Origin of the sequence: Sphingomonas sp. GM_Shp_2, from assembly GCF_026540875.1 — a bacterium.
GTDB lineage: Bacteria > Pseudomonadota > Alphaproteobacteria > Sphingomonadales > Sphingomonadaceae > Sphingomonas > Sphingomonas carotinifaciens.
In genome coordinates this window covers 1-17,558 of sequence record NZ_JALNUQ010000012.1, presented here as the reverse complement: position 1 = coordinate 17,558, position 17,558 = coordinate 1, and the positions used below count along the sequence as shown (strand labels likewise).

General features: G+C 68.4%; 17 protein-coding genes, 1 tRNA gene and 1 pseudogene. 5 read left to right on the top strand and 14 right to left on the bottom strand.

The genetic code is table 11. The annotated features are described in order from the left end of the window. Nucleotides 1-130: 130 nt before the first annotated feature. From trpS to secB, 3 genes are read right to left on the bottom strand one after another with little or no spacing between them, the layout of a single operon-like run. A complete protein-coding gene (gene trpS, locus OXR08_RS06590) occupies nucleotides 131-1,135 on the bottom strand; it encodes a tryptophan--tRNA ligase (RefSeq protein WP_267348817.1) in 1,005 nt (334 codons plus the stop codon). A gap of 3 nt (nucleotides 1,136-1,138) precedes the next feature. Next, nucleotides 1,139-2,710, bottom strand: coding sequence for a murein biosynthesis integral membrane protein MurJ (gene murJ, locus OXR08_RS06585; protein WP_267348815.1), 1,572 nt, complete (start codon nucleotides 2,708-2,710; stop codon nucleotides 1,139-1,141). A gap of 8 nt (nucleotides 2,711-2,718) precedes the next feature. Continuing rightward, entirely contained in the window at nucleotides 2,719-3,234 is a 516-nt protein-coding gene (gene secB, locus OXR08_RS06580; protein ID WP_112380959.1) for a protein-export chaperone SecB, read from the bottom strand. Nucleotides 3,235-3,429: 195 nt separating this feature from the next. Here secB and OXR08_RS06575 point away from each other — a divergent pair, with 195 nt between their 5' ends. From OXR08_RS06575 to OXR08_RS06565, 3 genes are read left to right on the top strand one after another with little or no spacing between them, the layout of a single operon-like run. After that, nucleotides 3,430-4,077 carry a Tim44/TimA family putative adaptor protein gene (locus OXR08_RS06575; protein WP_149680777.1) on the top strand — a complete coding sequence of 216 codons (648 nt, stop codon included), beginning with the start codon at nucleotides 3,430-3,432 and terminating at the stop codon, nucleotides 4,075-4,077. Beyond that, nucleotides 4,074-5,399 (top strand): murein transglycosylase A, encoded by a 1,326-nt coding sequence (locus OXR08_RS06570; RefSeq protein ID WP_267348810.1) that lies wholly within the window; start codon nucleotides 4,074-4,076, stop codon nucleotides 5,397-5,399. The genes OXR08_RS06575 and OXR08_RS06570 overlap by 4 nt, the downstream gene beginning before the upstream one ends. A 25-nt stretch (nucleotides 5,400-5,424) precedes the next feature. Beyond that, nucleotides 5,425-5,940 (top strand): Smr/MutS family protein, encoded by a 516-nt coding sequence (locus OXR08_RS06565; protein WP_267348913.1) that lies wholly within the window; start codon nucleotides 5,425-5,427, stop codon nucleotides 5,938-5,940. Here the strand turns inward: OXR08_RS06565 and dapE are convergent. From dapE to rpmH, 8 genes and pseudogenes are all read right to left on the bottom strand, one after another. Next, a complete protein-coding gene (dapE, locus tag OXR08_RS06560) occupies nucleotides 5,918-7,081 on the bottom strand; it encodes a succinyl-diaminopimelate desuccinylase (RefSeq protein WP_267348808.1) in 1,164 nt (387 codons plus the stop codon). The genes OXR08_RS06565 and dapE overlap by 23 nt on opposite strands. Further along, a complete protein-coding gene (locus OXR08_RS06555) occupies nucleotides 7,045-7,707 on the bottom strand; it encodes a glutathione S-transferase family protein (protein WP_267348806.1) in 663 nt (220 codons plus the stop codon). Before OXR08_RS06555 ends, dapE begins: the two co-directional genes overlap by 37 nt. 32 nt (nucleotides 7,708-7,739) lie before the next feature. After that, nucleotides 7,740-9,062: a M28 family peptidase gene (locus tag OXR08_RS06550; RefSeq protein WP_267348804.1), complete on the bottom strand. Its 1,323-nt coding sequence runs from the start codon at nucleotides 9,060-9,062 to the stop codon at nucleotides 7,740-7,742. Nucleotides 9,063-9,169: 107 nt separating this feature from the next. Beyond that, nucleotides 9,170-9,826, bottom strand: coding sequence for a ribosome biogenesis GTP-binding protein YihA/YsxC (yihA, locus tag OXR08_RS06545; RefSeq protein ID WP_267348802.1), 657 nt, complete (start codon nucleotides 9,824-9,826; stop codon nucleotides 9,170-9,172). Continuing rightward, nucleotides 9,823-11,526, bottom strand: a complete 1,704-nt coding sequence (yidC, locus tag OXR08_RS06540) for a membrane protein insertase YidC (protein WP_112380954.1) — start codon at nucleotides 11,524-11,526, stop codon at nucleotides 9,823-9,825. Before yidC ends, yihA begins: the two co-directional genes overlap by 4 nt. Nucleotides 11,527-11,544: 18 nt before the next feature. Then, on the bottom strand, nucleotides 11,545-11,757 hold the full coding sequence (yidD, locus tag OXR08_RS06535) for a membrane protein insertion efficiency factor YidD (protein ID WP_267348798.1): 213 nt from the start codon (nucleotides 11,755-11,757) through the stop codon (nucleotides 11,545-11,547). Between the two features lie 8 nt (nucleotides 11,758-11,765). After that, nucleotides 11,766-12,089, bottom strand: a pseudogene (rnpA, locus tag OXR08_RS06530) (ribonuclease P protein component); the annotation flags it as partial. A gap of 14 nt (nucleotides 12,090-12,103) precedes the next feature. Next, the gene (rpmH, locus tag OXR08_RS06525) at nucleotides 12,104-12,238 is read right to left on the bottom strand and encodes a 50S ribosomal protein L34 (RefSeq protein WP_042490346.1); all 135 of its coding nucleotides are present in this window, start codon (nucleotides 12,236-12,238) and stop codon (nucleotides 12,104-12,106) included. A gap of 174 nt (nucleotides 12,239-12,412) precedes the next feature. Here rpmH and OXR08_RS06520 point away from each other — a divergent pair, with 174 nt between their 5' ends. Further along, nucleotides 12,413-13,921, top strand: a complete 1,509-nt coding sequence (locus OXR08_RS06520; protein WP_267348796.1) for a YifB family Mg chelatase-like AAA ATPase — start codon at nucleotides 12,413-12,415, stop codon at nucleotides 13,919-13,921. A 45-nt stretch (nucleotides 13,922-13,966) separates the two neighbouring features. Further along, nucleotides 13,967-14,051, top strand: a tRNA-Leu gene (locus OXR08_RS06515). Nucleotides 14,052-14,084: 33 nt separating this feature from the next. On the opposite strand, the gene cysS is transcribed toward OXR08_RS06515, so the two are convergent. The 3 genes from cysS to OXR08_RS06500 form a co-directional block, all read right to left on the bottom strand. Next, a complete protein-coding gene (gene cysS, locus OXR08_RS06510) occupies nucleotides 14,085-15,527 on the bottom strand; it encodes a cysteine--tRNA ligase (protein ID WP_267348794.1) in 1,443 nt (480 codons plus the stop codon). Between the two features lie 143 nt (nucleotides 15,528-15,670). Continuing rightward, entirely contained in the window at nucleotides 15,671-16,555 is an 885-nt protein-coding gene (locus OXR08_RS06505; RefSeq protein WP_267348792.1) for an intradiol ring-cleavage dioxygenase, read from the bottom strand. A gap of 101 nt (nucleotides 16,556-16,656) precedes the next feature. Next, the coding region (locus OXR08_RS06500) for an ATP-binding protein (RefSeq protein WP_267348790.1) at nucleotides 16,657-17,558 on the bottom strand (902 nt) is incomplete at its 5' end.

Here is a 17,558-nt window from a genome sequence, read left to right as displayed (position 1 = left end):
AGGCGCAGAGGGCGCAACGGCGTTGCGTCCGGGGCGATTACGGGGTTGGTCGCGGACGCTGCTGCTGTGTCCTGATCGGGCCCCTGGCGCCGACGGAACTACGGGGTGGCAGGCAGCCACCCCTGAAAGGTCAGATTTGCAGGCCGACCGCGTCCTGTGCCGCCCGTAAGGTGGGGGCGGCGAGAGCGCGTGCCTTTTCGGCGCCTGCCTCAAGGGCCTGGGCTACGGCGGTTCGGTCGTTCAGCAGGGCGACCATCCGGTCGCGGATGGGGCCGAGCGCGGCGATGGCGACGTCGGCGAGGACCGGCTTGAACTGGCCGAAGCCCTTGCCCTGATGTTCGGCCAGCACGTCGGCCGGAGTCGTGCCGGCAAGCGCGGCGTAGATCGTCACCAGATTGCGCGCCTCTGGACGGTCGGCCAGTTCGGCCATCGTCGCGGGCAGTTCGGCTGGATCGGTCTTCGCCTTGCGCAGTTTTTGCGCGATCGCATCGTCGCTGTCGGTCAGGTGGATGCGGCTGGCCTCGGACGGGTCCGACTTGGACATCTTGGCCGAGCCGTCGCGCAGGGACATGATGCGCGGTGCCGCCTTGCTGACCAGCGGTTCGGGCAGCACGAACACTTCCGAGCCGAAATCGGTGTTGAACTTGGTCGCGATGTCGCGGGCGAGTTCGAGATGCTGCTTCTGATCCTCGCCGACAGGGACGTGGGTGGTGCGATAGACCAGCACGTCGGCCGCCATCAGCACGGGATAGGCGTAAAGGCCGATGCTGGCGCCTTCGCGGTTCTTGCCCGCCTTGTCCTTGAACTGCGTCATCCGGTTCAGCCAGCCGATGCGCGCCGTGCCATTGAGGATCCAGGTCAGCTCGCTATGCGCGGGCACACGCGCCTGGTTGAAGAGGATCGAGCGGGCCGGATCGATGCCCGACGCGAGCAGCGCGGCCGCCATCTCGACCGTGTTGTTCGCCAGTTCCTTCGGGTCGATCGCGACGGTCAGCGCGTGAAGATCGGCGAGGAAGAACAGGCAGTCGTCGCCCGCCTTCATCGAATCCTGCATCGCCACCCACTGCTTGATCGCGCCCAGATAGTTGCCGAGGTGGAGATTGCCGGTGGGCTGGATGCCGGAGACGACGCGCATGACTTACCTTTTGATGAGCTTCCTGAGCTCCGCGATCCGGAACGCGCCGGTGGCGAAGCTGGCCGCGGCATAGACGAGGACGCCGGTGCCGACCAGTATGATGAGCGCGCCCCAGCGTTGAAGGCTGGACCCGGTGACATAGGGTTGGAAGAGGTCGTTCAGGAACCACATGGTGGCGCCCATCAGGAGGGCGGCGACGATGAGGCGGGGGGTGCGGCGGCGGAGTTGCGGGTCAGCGACGAACTGGCCGCGGCGGGCGAGCGTGCGATAGAGCAGGGCGACGTTGACGGTGCTGGCGATTGCGGTGGCGAGGGGCGGGCCCATATGGCCGAGCGGGCGGATGAAGGCGAGGTTGAGGCCGAGGTTCACCAGCATCGACCAAGTGGCGTAACGCACAGGCGTTTTGGTGTCCGACCGCGCATAATAGCCGGGCGTCAGCACCTTGACGAGAATGTAGGAAGGCAGGCCGATCGAGAAGGCCGCGAGGGCCTGGGCGGTGTAGAAGGTATCGGTCGCGTCGAACTTGCCATGCTGAAACAGTGCGGCGGTGATCGGCGCGCCGCAGACGATCAGCGCGACGGTGGCGGGCAGCGTCAGCAGCAGCGCGAGTTCCATGCCGCGATTTTGCGTTTCCATCGCTTCCGCGTCGCGCCCGCTTCCCAACAGACGCGAGATGGTGGGAAGCAGCACGGTGCCCAGACCGATACCGATCAGGCCGAGCGGCAACTGGTTCAGCCGGTCCGCCGTGTAGATATAGGACACGGAGCCTTCGGGTAGCAGGCTGGCGGCAAGCGCGGTGGAGACGACAAGGTTGATCTGCACCGCACCGGCGCCTGCCGCGGCAGGGCCGATCAGCGCCAGAAGCCGCTTCACGTCCGGATTGATCGTCGGCCGCTTCAAGCGAAGGCGGACGCCGGCGCTGCGACAGGCCCACCACAGCCAGGCGAACTGGACGATCCCGGCCACCGATACCGCAATCGCCTGGTTGCGCGCGGTGAACAGCGGTTCGTGGTCATGGAACGCGAGCAGGGCGACGATCAGCGTCAGGTTGAGCAGGATCGGCGCCGCGGCGTTGACCCAGTAGCGGTTCAGCGAATTGAGGATGCCGCCGAGCAGCGAGACGAGGCTGATGAACAGCAGATAGGGAAAGGTCAGCCGGTTGAGCAGCACGATATAGTCGAACTGCGCCGGGGTGCCGCGTGCATAGCCGAACGTCTGTATCCATGTGACGGGCCAGGCCAGCACCAAGATGATCGCGGTGAAAAGCAGGAGGATCGGCAGCAGGACGGACAGCGCATCCTCGGCAAAGGCGACGCCGCGGCGCAATCCGCTGCCCTTCTCCGCCGCTTCCCCTTCTGCCACCTTGCGGTTGAACATGGGGATGAAGGCGGCGGAAAAGGCGCCTTCCGCAAAAAGGGCGCGGAACATGTTGGGCAGGCGGAACGCGATCAGAAACGCGTCGGAGGCGAAGCCCGCCCCCACGAAACGCAAGAAAAGCGAATCGCGCAGAACCCCCAGCACCCGGCTGGCGAGCGTCAGCCCGCCGACCGAGCCCAGCGCCTTGGCAAGGTTCATTTATGGATTCAGGCGTGACCGGTTTCGGGCGTGTTCGGCTGCGCGGTGCCGGCATTGGCCTCGGCCTGCTGCATGTAGAGCTGCGCGAAGTCGATCGGCTCGAGGAGGAGCGGCGGGAAGCCGCCGTCGCGCACGGCATCGGCCAGCACGCGGCGGGCGAACGGGAAGAGCAGGCGCGGCGCCTCGCCCAGCATGAAGGGCTGAATCTGGTCGGCGGGCACGTTGCGGAAGCCGAACAGGCCGGCATAGCTGAGGTCGACGATGAACGCGGTCTTGCCCTCGGCCTCGGCGCGAACCTCGATCTTCAGGACCAGCTCGTGCACTTCCTCGCCCACCTGCTGCGCGCCGATGTTGAACTGCACGTCGATGCCGGGCGCGGCCTGGTTCTGGTAGATGGCCGGCGCGTTCGGGTTCTCGAACGACAGGTCCTTGACGTATTGCGAGATCATGCCGGCGGCAGGGGCGGTATCCGCAGCGTCGCCGGCGGTCATGTCGAAGCCCTGCGGGGTGCCCAAATCGTCCATCGTCAATGTCCCATCATCAAGAAGGTGCAGGACCGATTGCACGCGTCATGCGTTCGGCCCGAATGGCCGAGCGGTTAGCAGTGGCCTGAAGTGGTTTCAACGTTGCTTAACGTGGGCGTGGGTTCGAATCGCACCGGGTTTGAATTTGCGGGCATTGAACCTATGTTGAGGCGGTTATCGAAAGGCTCGCAAGCGTTGTTCTACGTCGTTCTTCTCGCGATGGTCGCCCTTTTCCTGGCCCTGCGGCTCTACAGCGTGCTGGGCAAGCGGACGGGGCATGAGCAGCAGCCGCTGGCACGCGGTGCCGACGACCGCGGCGTACCGGTGACGGTCGCCCGGCCGGTCGAGGTCAGCCTGGAAAAGCGCGAAATGCCGAACCGCAACATCGAGGGGCGGGCCGAGCAGGGCGTGCGTGCGGTGATTGCGGCCGAGCCCGGCTTCGACGTGGCGCAGTTCCTGAACGGGGCGCAGAGCGCGTATCGGATGACGCTCGAATCCTTCTGGAAGGGTGACGAGGAAGCATTGGCGACGCTGGCCGAGCCCGATGTGCAGGCGGTGTTCGCCGAGGCGATCGCAGCCCGCCGCGAATCGGGCGAAACGCTCGACAACCGGCTGGTTTCGATCGAGCGTGCGGTCATCACCGACGCCCAGGTGCAGGGCCGGGAGGCGCGGATCACGGTGCGGTTCGATGCCGACATCGCCGCGGTGACGCGCGACGCCAGCGGGCAGGTGGTTGCGGGATCGCTGACCGATGCGGTCGAGACGCACGACGTCTGGACCTTCGCACGGACGCTGAAGAGCAGCGATCCGAACTGGAAGCTTGCCGACACCGACGAAGCGTGAGCGCGTTTCGTTTCGCCGCGACGGCGGCGCTCGCTCTGGCGCTCTCCGCTTGCGCGGGTCGCATCGTCCCATCGGGCGGCCCGGCCGCGTCGGGTGAGCGGCCGACCGCGACTCGCCCCGGTCCGACACGCCCATCCGCAGGCAAGACGCCCGAGATCCGCGAACCGGGCCGCGTCGCCAGCGGTCCGGCGCGAATCGTACCGGCGACGCCGCTGCTGGCCGCGCCATCGCTTCCCAATCCTGCCGCCACGACGGCGGCGACCGCCGGGGTGCTGCCGGGGCCTGCCATCGCGACCCTGCCGATCACCGATGCACAGGCCGAGTCGGCGCGGGCGGCCTTTGCCCTGTCCTGTCCGGGGCTGATGCGGCGGGCCGACACGTCAGGACTGACGCGGGGGGCGGACTGGGGCCCGGCCTGTGCCGCGGCGCGAGGCGGTGGGCGGGCGCGCGATTTCTTTGCACGCTATTTCGAGGCGGTGCAGGTGGGCGACGGCAAGGCTTTTGCCACCGGCTATTACGAGCCGGAAATCCTCGGCTCGCGCGAGCGGCGGTCGGGATATGACGTGCCGATCTATGCCCGGCCGCGCGACCTGATCGATGTCGATCTCGGGCAATTCTCCGACAGCCTGAAGGGGCGCAAGATCCGCGGCAAGGTCGCAGGCACGAACTTCGTGCCGTTCGACGACCGCACCGCGATCGAACAGGGATCGCTGGACGGACGGGCGCCGATCCTTGCCTGGGGCAAGGATGCGGTCGAGGTGTTCTTTCTGCAGATCCAGGGCTCCGGGCGGCTGCGCCTGCCCGACGGATCGATCATGCGGATCGGGTACGACACGCAGAACGGGCGGGATTATACCGGGATCGGGAGCCTGATGCGGCAGCGGGGGCTGTTGCAGCCGGGGCAGGCGTCGATGCAGGGAATCGTGCAGTGGCTGCACGACCATCCCGACGAGGGCCGCGCGTTGATGCGCGAGAACAAGAGTTTTGTGTTCTTCCGGGAACTTGACGGGCCGCCCCAGGGCGCGATGGGCTATGCCGTGACGGGCCAGGTGAGTGCCGCGGCCGATCCCAAATATGTGCCGCTGGGCGCGCCCGTGTTCCTGTCGATGGATCGGCAGGACGTGACCGGATTGTGGGTGGCACAGGATACCGGCGGGGCGATCAAGGGATCGAACCGCTTCGACACCTTCTGGGGCGCGGGCGAGACGGCGCGCAGCGTAGCGGGCGGGATGTCCGGCCGGGGCACGGCGTTCCTGCTGCTCCCCGTGGGCACGCTTGCGCGGTTGCAGGCAGGGGCGGGCGGTGCGGTCCCTCAATTCTGACGAGGCGCTGCTGTGGCAGCGGGTGATGGCGAGCGTGCGCCCGCTGCGCGCCGCCGTCGTGCCCGCACGCCCCGCGCCGGTGCCGGTCGCGGCGGAAACCCTGCCGACGCCCGGTGCGCCCAAGGTGCGCGGGCGCGTGCCGCCGGTGCGCCAGCCGGCCGTCGCCCCGCCGCCCGTGCGCAAGGGCCCCGGCGAGACGCTGGACGGTGGCTGGGACAAGCGGCTGACCCGCGGCGCGGTGATCCCGGACAGCTCGATCGACCTGCACGGCCATACGCTGGCATCAGCGCATGCGATGCTCGACCGTGGGCTGGAGCGCGCGATCGGGCGGGGCGACCGGCTGTTGCTGCTCGTCACCGGCAAGCCACCGCGGCCGGAAAGCGAACGCCCGCATGCGCGCGGAGCGATCCGGGCCGCCATCGCCGACTGGCTGGCGGGATCGCGCCACGCCGATCATATCGCGGCGGTACGCGGTGCCCATCCCCGCCACGGCGGACAGGGCGCGCTCTATATCGTTCTCAGGCGCCCGCGCGAGCGATGATCCCGGCATAGATGCGGGTGAGCGCGTGGAGATCGTCCACCGCCACCGCCTCGTCCACCTTGTGCATGGTCGCGTTAAGCAGGCCGAATTCCACCGTGGGGCAGAGTTTCGACAGGAAACGTGCGTCCGACGTGCCGCCGGTGGTGGAAAGCTCGGGCCGCGAACCCGTCTCGTCCTCGATCGCATCGGATACCAGCGTGGAAAAGGCGCCGGGCTCGGTCAGGAACGCCTCGCCCGAGATGCGGCCGGTAACCTCGGCGCCGGGCGCGTGCGCGGCGGCGACGGCGGCAATGCGATCGATCAGCGACTGGCCGCTATGTTCGTCGTTGAAGCGGATCGAGAGGCGGGCCTGCGCACTGCCGGGGATGATGTTGTGGGCGGGGTTGCCGACATGGAGGTCGGTGACCTCGATGTTGGAGGGCTGGAACCAGGCGTTGCCGGTGTCCAGGGTGATGGCGTCGATCGCGGAGAGGATGGCGATCAGGCGGGTGACCGGGTTGTCGGCGAGGTGGGGGTAGGCGACGTGGCCCTGTCGGCCGGGCACGGTGATCCAGATGTTGACCGAGCCGCGGCGGCCGATCTTGACCATGTCGCCGAGGCGGGCGGCGGAGGTGGGTTCGCCGACGAGGCAGAGGTCGGGGCGGAGACCCCGCTCGCCCATGCGGTCGATAAGGGCGCGGGTGCCATAGGTGGCGGGGCCTTCCTCGTCGCCGGTGATGACGAGGCTGAGCGGGATGGCGGCGGGCGCGGCGGCGCAGGCGGCGATGAAGGCGGCGACGGCGCCCTTCATGTCGACCGCGCCGCGGCCGTAGAGCAGGCCGTCGCGGACCGCGCCCGAAAAAGGACTGCCGGTCCAGCCCTCGCCGGCGGGGACGACATCGACATGGCCGGCGAAGGCGAGGTGGGGGGCGAGGTGCGCGCCGGTGCCGCCCCGCACCGCCAGCAGGTTTTCGACCGGGCCGTCCGGCGCCTCGCCGACCACGAACCGGTCGACCGCGAAGCCGAGCGGGACCAGCGCGGTTTCCAGTATGTCGAACACGGCCCCTTGCGCCGGGGTGACGCTTTCGGCGCGGAGCAGCTCTTGCGCGAGGGTGAGGACGTCGATCACGGCGTCGGCTGCTCGAACCGTTCGATCAGCCATTCCTCTTCCTGCGCGGCGGCGATCCAGTCCTGCATGAAGGGATGCTGGAGCACGGCGTCCATATAGCCGGCGGCGAAGCGGGCGATGGGAAGCTGATAGGTGACGATCCGGGTGACGACGGGGGCGAACATGATGTCCGCAGCGCCGAAGTCGCCGAACAGGAAATCGCCATTGCCGCCGAAGCGGGCGCGCGCCTGCGCCCAGAGCTCCATGATGCGGGCGAGATCGACCAGCACGTCGTCATCGGGGCGGCGCGCCTCATAGACCTGACGGATGTTCATGCTGTGCTTGCGGCGCAGCGCGGTGAAGCTGGCGTGCATTTCCGCCGCCATCGAGCGCGCCATGGCGCGTGCGGCCTCGTCGGCGGGCCAGAAGCGGTCGCGGCCGACCTTGTCCGCGAGATAGTCGACGATGGCGAGGCTGTCCCACACCACGGCGTCGCCGTCCCACAGGATCGGCACCTTGCCCGAGGAGGGGGCGAATTCCGCCCCCTCGCGCCTGGCGTCCCAGTCCGCGTCGTAGAGCGGCACGACCACCTCCTCGAAGGGGAGGCCGGACTGCTTGGCGGCGAGCCAGCCGCGCAGCGACCAGGACGAATAGGCCTTGTTGCCGATGATGAGCTTCATGCCACCGTGCCTAGCGGGGGTGGCGGCCGGGCTCAATCCGCCTTGGGGCGACCACCCGGCTTCCATGTCGGTGCCGCGTCGCTGTCCGCGAGATTGCGGATGGGGTCGACCAGCGCGGCGATCGCCTGCGTCATGAAGGGAAAGTCGATCGCCGCGATCGTGTCGGTCGGCTGGTGATAGGTCGGTACGACCGCCCAGCCGGACAGCGTGTGGGCGACGACGCCGCGCAGCGCGAGCGAATAGTTGTCGGAACGACGGAAGAAGTTCTGGTCCGGATAGGGATCGGGCGCGAGGTGGGCGCCGTGGGCCGCGAGGCGCTCGCCGAGGTCGGAGCGTTCGAAGCCGGTCATCATCAGCGCGCCCTTGGGCAGTTTCGGGTCCTGCGCGCCGATCATCTCGAACTCGATATTGGCGGCGATACGCTCGACGGGGACGGGCAGGTGGGTGCCGAAATATTTGGAGCCGAGCAGGCCCAGCTCCTCCGCGCCGAACGCACCGAACAGGATGCCGCGCTTCATCGGCTTGCCGGCGGCAAGCGTCCGGGCGAGTTCGAGAACCGCGACGGTGCCCGAGGCGTCGTCGTTCGCGCCGTGCATGATCGTGCTGTCCTCGACGCCGAGATGGTCGAGATGGGCGGACAGGAGCAGGATGCCGGCGGCGGGGTCGGTGCCGGGCAGATAGCCGATGGCGTTGGTGGTCTCCGCGCGTTCCTCGCGGAAAGGAAGGTCGAAGTGGATCGTCTGCCGGCCCGCCTGGCGTGCCAGATCGGCGAGGATAGTCGGCGGCAGCATGGCGATGGTCAGGCCGGGTTCGGCATCGTCGGCCAGCCGGACCCCGAGGGGGCGGCCGACGGCCCAGGCCGGACCGGGCTTGTCCGGCGCGGGGCCGATGATGAGCGATGCGCCCTTGTCGCGCGCGGCGCCAATGGCGGCCGCGAAATCGTCGGCGGGGCCGGTATAGATCACGATCGGTGCGCCGGTGCGGACGCGCGATGCGGTACGGGCGACCTGTGCGCGTCCGGTGACGGTGCCGCCGGGGGCGCGGCCCAGGGTCAGGCCGGCGATGGGCGTATCCCCCAGCGTCAGGCTGGGCGCGCCGGCGACGAAGCGGCGCAAGACGGGCGCCTTCTGGATATAGCCAGTCATGCCGGGCGGGGGCTTCAGGCCGTAAGCCTGGAACTGGGTGGCGACATAGGCGGCGGCGATCGCCTCGTCACGGGTGGCGCTGCCGCGACCGGCGAGTTCGTCACCGGCGAGGAAGGTCTCGTGGGCGCGGACCCAGTCGGCGCTGACCTGCTGGGCGGATAGAGGAGCGCAGGTGGCGAGTGCGAGTGCCGCGAGGCCGAGTTTCAGCATTATCTTCCCCCTTATGTCGTGGGGGCATGCTTATCGGGTTTTGCGGAGGTCGCCAGCCTATGCGTGAGGCTTTTGCCCTCTCCCCGCGGGGGAGAGGGTGTAGAGGATCAACCGATCGCTTCGAGGACGGCGGCGCGGAGTTCGGGGATACCCATGCCGCCCTCGCTGGAGGTGGCGAGGATGTCGGGATGGGCGGCGGGGCGCTTGCGGGCCTCGGTCTCGGTCGCCTCGCGGACGGCGGCGAGGTCGGTCGCCTTGACCTTGTCCGCCTTGGTCAGGACGATGCGGTAGCTGACCGCCGCCTTGTCGAGCATTTCAAGGATTTCGCGATCGACGTCCTTGATGCCGTGGCGCGCGTCGATCAGCACCAGTGCGCGCTTCAGCGCCTGCCGCCCGCGCAGGAAGTCGTTCACCAGGAACCGCCACTGCTTGAGCATGTCCTTGGGCGCCTTGGCAAAGCCGTAGCCGGGCATGTCGACAAGGCGAAAGACCGGCGGCTGGCCGATGTCGAAGAAGTTCAGTTCCTGCGTGCGGCCGGGCGTGTTGGAGGTGCGCGCCAGACCGTTGCGGTTGGTGAGTGCGTTGAGCAGCGACGACTTGCCGACGTTCGACCGGCCCGCGAACGCCACCTCGGGCACCACCGCATCGGGCAGGTGCTGAAGCGCGGGCGCCGATTTCAGAAAGGAGACGGGGCCGGCGAACAGCTTGCGCGCCGCCTCCACCGTCTCTTCGTCAAAGCTGCCCTGGGGCGTGAAGTCGGTCACTTCGTTGCCGCCTGGTTGAGCCCGGGATGACGGGCGTAGAGCAGGCGCTGTTGCAGGATCGAGATGCAGTTGGTGGTGATCCAGTAGACCTGCAGGCCGACCGCGAACGGCGCCATTACGAACATCAGCACCCAGGGCATGATCGCGAACACCTGCTTCTGCGTGTCGTCCATCGGCGCCGGGTTGAGGCGGAACTGGAAGAACATCGAGATGCCGAGCAGGATGGGCACGACGCCGATCGCGATGAAGTGGGGCGGCGTGAACGGGATCAGGCCGAACAGGTTCACCGGGGTCAGCGGATCGGGTGCGGACAGATCCTTGATCCAGGCGACAAAGGGCTGGTGACGCATTTCGATCGTCAGCATCAGCACCTTGTAGAGCGCGTAGAAGATCGGGATCTGGATCAGCGTCGGCAGGCAGCCGGCAAGCGGATTGACCTTTTCCTGCTTGTAGAGCGCCATCACCTCCTGCTGGAGGCGGACCTTGTCGTCCTTGTAGCGTTCCTGCAGGGCCTTCATCTTGGGCTGCACCGCGCGCATCGATGCCATGGAGGCGAACTGGCGCTGGGCGATCGGGAACATCAGCAGACGGATGGTGACCGTCAGCAGGATGATCGCGACGCCGAAGTTGCCGACCATGCGGAACAGCCAGTCGAGATAATAGAAGATTGGCTTTTCCAGGACGCGCAGCCAGCCCCAGTCGATCGCATAGTCGAGCTTGGTCACGCCTTGCTTGTCGGTATAGCGGTCGAGCAGGCGAACTTCCTTAGCGCCGGCGAAGAAGCGCGAGGTCTGGGTAATGGCCTGACCCGGCGCGACGCTGCGTGGGGCGACGGCGTAATCGGCCTGATAGGTCTTGCCCGCGCCGGCGCGGAACTGGCCGTCGAACTGCGCCGCCTGATCGGGGATCAGCGCGGTCAGCCAATATTTGTCGGTGAAGCCGAGCCAGCCGCCCTTGGTGGAGAAACGCTGCGGGCCTTCGTCCACGTCCGAGAAGTCGGGCTTGTAATTCGCAGCGCCGTTGTTGACCGACATCGGGCCGGTGTGGATCGTCCAGCTGTCCGGGTCCTTCGACACGCCCGAGCGGTTGACGAGGCCATAGGCGGCGACGGGTACCGCGGCGTTGCCGGCATTGGCGACGGTCTGACGAACGGTGAACATGTAACCGTCGTCGACCGCGATCTGGATCTGGAAGCGCTGGCCGGTCGCGTTGGCGGCGGTGAGGGTGACCGGCTGGCCGGGGCGCAGCACGGGGGCGGAGGCGGTCCACACCGCATCGGCGGCGGGCGGGCTCAGCCCTTCGCTGCGCCAGCCGAAGCCGGCGAAATAGGCGTCCGGCGCACCGGCCGGCGACAACAGGCGGATGGGGGCCGAGTTCTTGGCGACCGTTTCCTTGTAGTCGATCAGCACCAGGTCATCGATGCGCGGCCCGCGCAGGTTGATCGATCCGCGCATCTGCGGCGTCTCGATCGCGATGCGCGGGGTTTCGCGCAGCACCACCTGACGCTCGCGGATCGCCGAGGGGGCGTCGGCGGTCGGGTCCGCGCCCGGCTGGGGCAGGGGCCTGGACTTGCCGTCCACGATCTTGGTGGCGGGTGGATTGGCGGTGGGGAAGAACTTGCCCTGGATCAGCGGCCAGCCGAACAGGATCAGCGCCGCGATTACCGCGAACAGGACGAAATTCTTGCGATCATCATTCACGATAGATGCCCCATATCATCAGGGAACCGGATCGGGCCCACACCCGCCCCAGGGATGGCAGCGCGCGATCCGCTTGAGCGCCAGCCAACCCCCCTTGGCTGCGCCATAGCGGGAGAGCGCCTCAATTGCATAGGCCGAACAGCTTGGCTGGAAACGGCAGGTGGGCGGCAGGACGACCGATGGGCCAAGCTGCCACCCGCGGGCGACGAGGATGAGGAGGCGGGCTATCACGCGCTCCGTCACGCGTCCTGGCACGCCCGGCGTGCCCGCCCCAGCGCCTTGACCAGCTCGGCGGTCAGCGCCTGATAGTCGCGCTCGATCCCGCCGCTGCGGCCGATCAGCACATGATCCGCGCCGGGCAGGCCGTGCGCAGGCAACAGGTCGCGCGCGAGCGCACGCAACCGGCGCTTCATCCGGTTGCGTACCACGGCGTTGCCGATCTTCTTGGTGACGGTGAAGCCGACGCGCATGCCGGCCTCGCCATCATGGCGCGGGCGCAGCTGGAGCACGAAGCCCGGCATCGCCACGCGCCGCCCGCCATTGGCCGCGAGGAAATCGCGGCGGCGGGTAAGCGTGGTTACGCCGACAGCTTCTTGCGGCCGCGTGCACGACGCGCGCGGATCACTGCACGGCCGCCCGGCGTCGCCATCCGCGAGCGGAAGCCGTGACGACGTGCGCGCACCAGGTTGCTCGGCTGAAAGGTCCGCTTCATGGTTCATTCCTTGAGTACGTCTGAATAGAAAAGGGCCGCCACGGGGACGGCCTTGCTGGGGGTGCGCATAGGCAAAGTGGGTCCCCAAGTCAACGCGCTGCATCATCCGCGGCCCCGCACGATGCCATCTGTTTCGCTGGTGAAAAAGCGTTACAGACGGGGCGGGGGGAATGCATGGCAACGATCGTGTCCACGGTGGCGTATCTGGGGCTGGAGGCGCGCGCCGTCGAGGTGCAGGTGCAATTGATTTCCGGCCTGCCCGCGTTCAACCTGGTGGGACTGGCCGACAAGGCGGTGGGCGAAAGCCGCGAGCGGGTGCGCGGGGCGATCGCGGCGATGGGGCTGGCCCTGCCGCCCAAGCGGATCGCGGTCAACCTGTCGCCGGCCGACCTGCCCAAGGAGGGATCGCATTTCGACCTGCCGATCGCGCTCGCCCTGCTGGGTGCGATGGGGGTGATCGATGCCGAGACGCTGGCCGAGCATGTCGTGGTCGGCGAATTGGGTCTGGACGGGCGCATCGCCCCGTCGCCGGGCGTGCTGCTCGCCGCGCTGCATGCCGCTGCCGAGGACAAGGCGCTGATCTGTCCGGCGGCGCAGGGGCCGGAGGCGGCATGGGCGGGGTCGGTCGCGGTGGTGGCGGCGCCGGATCTGTTGTCGCTCATCAACCATCTGAAGGGGCATCAATTGCTGTCGGCGCCGGTGCCGGGGGCGGTGGACGATGCGGCGTCGGGGCCGGACCTCGCGCAAGTGAAGGGGCAGGAGACCGCCAAGCGCGCGCTGGAGATCGCGGCGGCGGGCGGGCACAACCTGTTGATGTGCGGGCCGCCGGGATCGGGCAAGTCGCTGATGGCGGCGTGCCTGCCGGGCATCCTGCCGCCGCTGGACGCGGCCGAGGCCCTGGAAGTGTCGATGGTGCAATCGGTGGCGGGCACGTTGGCGGGTGGGCGGCTGACGCGGATGCGGCCTTTCCGCCATCCCCATCACTCCGCATCGATGGCGGCGCTGACGGGCGGCGGGCTGAAGGTGAAGCCGGGCGAGGTGAGCCTTGCGCATCTGGGCGTGCTGTTCCTGGACGAACTGCCCGAATTCCAGCGCGCGGTGCTCGATTCGCTGCGCCAGCCGCTGGAGACGGGCAGCGTCAGCGTGGCGCGGGCCAATGCGCATGTCACCTTTCCGGCGCGCGTGCAGTTGATCGCGGCGATGAACCCGTGCCGCTGCGGTCATCTCGGCGATGCCGCACTCGCCTGCGCACGGGCGCCGCGCTGTGCCGCGGACTATCAGGCCAAGGTGTCGGGGCCGTTGTTGGACCGGATCGACATCCATATCGACGTGCAGCCGGTAAGCGCGGTCGACCTGATGCTGCCGCCACCGGCGGAAGGGTCGGCAGAGGTCGCGGCCCGCGTCGCAGCGGCGAGGGGCGTGCAGGCGGCACGCTATGACGGGCATGGCGTGCGGACGAATGCCGAGGCGGATGGCGCGCTGCTCGACCGGGTGGCGACGCCGGACGAGGCGGGGCGGGCGCTGCTGGCGCAGGCGGCGGAGGCGATGCGGCTGACGGCGCGGGGCTTTACCCGCATCCTGCGCGTGGCGCGCACCATCGCCGATCTGGACGGCAGCGAAACGGTGCGGCGCCTGCATGTGGCCGAAGCACTCAGCTATCGTCGGCGACCGCCGGTGAATTGATGACTTGCGAAGCGAAGCCTGCTCGTCTAGCGACGCGGCTTCGCTGCCCCTGTGGCGAAATTGGTAGACGCATTCGACTCAAAATCGAACGCCGCAAGGCATGCTGGTTCGAGTCCGGCCAGGGGCACCACAGACCGCTTGAGCAGGACATGCCGACGCCCGGTCAGAGCGTCGGGCGCCAGTCCCAGCCGAGCGGGTCGCCATCCATCACCTCCACGCCGCCCGCCGCCAGTGCGTCGCGAATCGCGTCCGAACGGGGGAAGTCCTTCGCCGCGCGCGCCTCGCGGCGTTCGGTCAGATGCGCCTCGACCTCCGCTTCCGTCAGCGTTGCCGCGGCGGGGCGGACGCGCAGCGCGGCGCGGGTCAGCGTGGTGAGTTGCAGGCCCAGCACCGCATCGAAATCGTCCAGCGCCGCCAGGCGACGGGCGGGGGCGATGCGCTTGTCGGCGAGCAGCTCGTCCAGCACCGGGAGCGCGCGGGGCGTCGCGAGGTCGTCGGACAGGGCGGCGTCCAGCCGCTGGCGATAGTCCGCGGCATCGCCCTTGTCGGGGGCGTCGCTGCGCGCACGGAGGACCTCCACCGACTGGACGAGGCGCTTCAGCCGGGTCTGGGCGGCGGCCAGATTGTCCCAGCTGAACTCCATTTCAGAGCGATATTGCGCCTGAAGGCACATCAGTCGATAGGCAAGCGGGTGGAAGCCGCGATCGACCAGCGCCTGAAGCGTGAGGAACGCGCCGGACGACTTGGACATCTTGCCCGAGCGCTCGACCAGGAAGTTGTTGTGCATCCAGATCGTCGCGCCGGTATCCGCCGAGCAGCTATGCGCCTGGTTCTGCGCGATCTCGTTGGGGTGGTGGATCTCGCGGTGGTCGATCCCACCGGTGTGGATGTCGAAGCGCTCACCCAGATACATCTGGCTCATCACCGAGCATTCCAGATGCCAGCCCGGCGCGCCGCGACCCCAGGGGCTGTCCCATTCCATCTGGCGGTTCTCGCCCGGGGTGGAGGCGCGCCAGATCGCGAAGTCGGCAGCGTGGCGCTTGCCCTCGACCGGATCGATGCGGCTTTCGCCCTCGTCATCCCTGTGCCGCGCGAGGCGGCCATAATCGGGCACGGTGCTGGTATCGAAATACAGGCCGTCGGCGAGCCGGTAGCAATGCTTCGCCTCGATCGCGACGGCGAAGTCGATCATCGCCTGGACATGGTCGGTGGCGAGCGGGAAGCGGGTCGGCTCCCGGATGCCGAGGTCGGAAAGGTTCTGCTTGAACGCGGCGGTGTAGTGGGCGGCGATCGCCCAGATATCCTGGCCGGTCTTTTTGGCGGCGGCCTCCATCTTGTCGTCGCCGGCATCGGCGTCCGAGGTCAGGTGGCCGACATCGGTGATGTTGATGATGTGGGTGAGCGCGCCCCAGCCCATCGCGGGGGCTTTCCAGGTCAGCGTGCGCGACAGCGTGTCGGTAAAGACATAGGCACGCAGATTGCCGATATGCGCATAGTTGTAGACGGTGGGGCCGCAGGAATAAATGCGGATGTTTGCCGGGTCGAGCGGCTGGAACAGCTCGGGATTGCGCGTCAGGCTATTATAAAGGATGAGCGGCGTCGTCATGGCGCTGCCTTAGCGGGACGGGCGCCGGGCCGAAAGGGGCCCCGGCCGACCATAGGAGGCCGACCGGGGCGGCACGGCGACAGGGGGGAGCACCGTGCCTTTGTACGGCAGGACCGGGAGCGTTCCTGCCGATCCGGTAAAGATCAGCGCGCGATGCCGATGATGGCCGAGCCGGTGTAACCGGCGGTGGGGCTGCCGGTGAGCGTGGGCGTCTGTTGTGCGATCTGGGCGGCGGTGTTGTCGCCGAAGACATTGTCGGACGACAGGCTGATGCGGGCGAAGTTGGTGGCGCTGCCCGGATAGGTGGCCGTGTCGGCATAAATGGCGGTGCAGACCGCGCTGGGCAGGGCCAATTGCGAGACCAGCACGGCGTAGCGGCCGCTGGTCGCGGCGGTCAGGCTGGAAAAGACCTCGAAATGGATATGCGGCCAGCGTCCGCTGTAGCAGCCGGGGACGATCATGGTGAACGTCACCTCGCCATTCGCGTCGGTCACCTGAACGCCGCGCAGATAGCTTTCGGTCGCGGCGGTGTAGAGCGAGTAGTTGCCGCTGCGATCGCACATCCAGATATAGACGGCATAGCCCGAAAGGGCGGCGCAGGTAGCGTTGACGTTGACGACCTTCAGGGTGAGGGTGAGTTGGACGCCGGTGGCGACGGTGCTGCTGCTGATGAAGCTGGCGCGGAGGTCGGAACGGAGGATGCCGCTGGTGGTGAGTGCGTTGGACGTGGCGCCGCTGGAGGTGTTGGTACCGTCGGCCGGATAGGGGCCATTGGTTTCGGTCGGGTCGGCGATGCAGGCGGCCGAGGTGCCGGCGCTGGGTGTCGGCGTCGGTGTCGGTGTGGCGGTCGTGCTGCTGACCACGGCGACCGCATCGTCCTCGCTGCCGCCGCATCCGGCGACCACGGCCGCGGTGCCGACACCGGCGAACCATTTCAGCGCCCGGCGGCGGGCCATCATCGCACCCATCACCGTCAGGTCATGGGCGAGACCCAGATCGTGATCGTCCGGTTCGTGATCGTATCGCATGCGCATCCTCCTTGCTCCCCTGTCGGGCGTCGATCGGCAGGGTGGCGGGGGCATGTCGCCGGCGTGTTTCGACACGCTGAAATATTGTAACGGACGGGATCTCAGCGCGAGAGGGGCAGCGTCACGCTGGCCCGCGCCCCGGTGCCGCCAGGACGATTGGCGAGCGTCGCTTCGCCGCCATGGTGTTCGGTGATCGCGCGAACGATGGCGAGGCCCAGGCCCGTGCCACCGGTCGCGCGATTGCGCGACGGATCGCCGCGGACAAAGGGATCGAACAGGCGCGCCACCTGTGCCGGATCGATGCCGGGGCCGGCGTCATCGACGGTGACGGTGACCATGTCGTCGGCGATGGTCCAGCCGACGGTTGCGTGTTCGCCGTAGCGGATCGCATTGGCGACGAGGTTGGTGAACACGCGGCGCAGCGCAACCGAATCGCCGCCGACGATGGCGTGCGGGCTGGCGACCAGCGTTACCGGCTCCCCGGCCTCCGCCATGTCCTCGACCAGCGAATCGAGCAGCGCGCCGAGATCGATGCGGGTGCGCACCGGCGCCACCGTCTCGTCGCGAGCGAAGCGCAAGGCCGCGCCGATCATCGCCCGCATCTCGTCCAGGTCGGCGCTGGCGCGGGCATGGGCGGCCTCCGGCAGCTGTTCGATCCAGAAGGCGAGGCGGGACAGCGGGGTGCCGAGATCATGCGCGATCGCAGCCAGCATCACGGTCCGCTGTTCGGCATGGCCGGCCAGCCGCGCATGCATGGCGCGCACCGCGGCGGACAGGCGGCGAACCTCGCGCGAGCGGCTGTCGGGCAGGGGGGGCAGGTCAGCGCCGGCGCGGGCGTGGTCGGCGGCGGCGGCCAGTTGGCCGAGCGGGCGGGAGATCGCGCGGGCGAGCATCCAGGCGGGGATGGAGAGGAGCAGGATCGCGGCGAGCATGCCGAGCAGGACGGCGACGTGCCAGGGCGTGAAGACGCTGTAGGGCGCATTGCGCAGCACGTGCCAGCGAC